The following is a 460-nucleotide window of genomic DNA, read 5'->3' on the forward strand; positions in this document are numbered from 1 at the left end:
GACAGGCTTTGCCGTACGGTCGATTGCCGCGCCATCGGCCTGCTCGACCGGTTGCGCCGACATCGTCGCCGGCTTGATGACCGGGCCGAGCGGCAATTTTGCCGTGAGATATTCGAACATGCCCTCGCGCCCGCCCTCACGACCGAAACCACTCTCGCGGTAGCCGCCGAAGCCACAGGCGGCGTCGAACATGTTGGTGCCGTTGACCCAGACCACGCCGGCCTTCAATTGCGGCGCGACGTGCAGGGCAAGGTTGACGTTCTCGCTCCACACCGAGGCGGCGAGGCCATAGCGCGTGTTGTTGGCGAGCTCGATCGCTTCCTCGGTGTTGCGGAAGGTCATGGTCGCCAGAACAGGGCCGAACACCTCTTCTTGCGCCAATATGTTAGCCGGCGAAACACCTGTGGCGAGCGTGCCGGCGTGCCGAAGGGCGTCGTCAACATCGTCCAGGGCCTGTCTC

The 460-nt window shown here is 64.6% G+C and carries 1 protein-coding gene; it reads right to left on the reverse strand.

Annotation, left to right across the window (positions count from 1 at the left end; genetic code table 11):
- Nucleotides 1–460 (reverse strand): aldehyde dehydrogenase family protein (locus EN925_RS39200; protein WP_128337515.1); only part of this gene is annotated, 460 nt, incomplete at both ends.

It is taken from the genome of Mesorhizobium sp. M7A.F.Ca.US.006.04.2.1 (genome assembly GCF_004022915.1).
Taxonomy (GTDB): domain Bacteria; phylum Pseudomonadota; class Alphaproteobacteria; order Rhizobiales; family Rhizobiaceae; genus Mesorhizobium; species Mesorhizobium ciceri.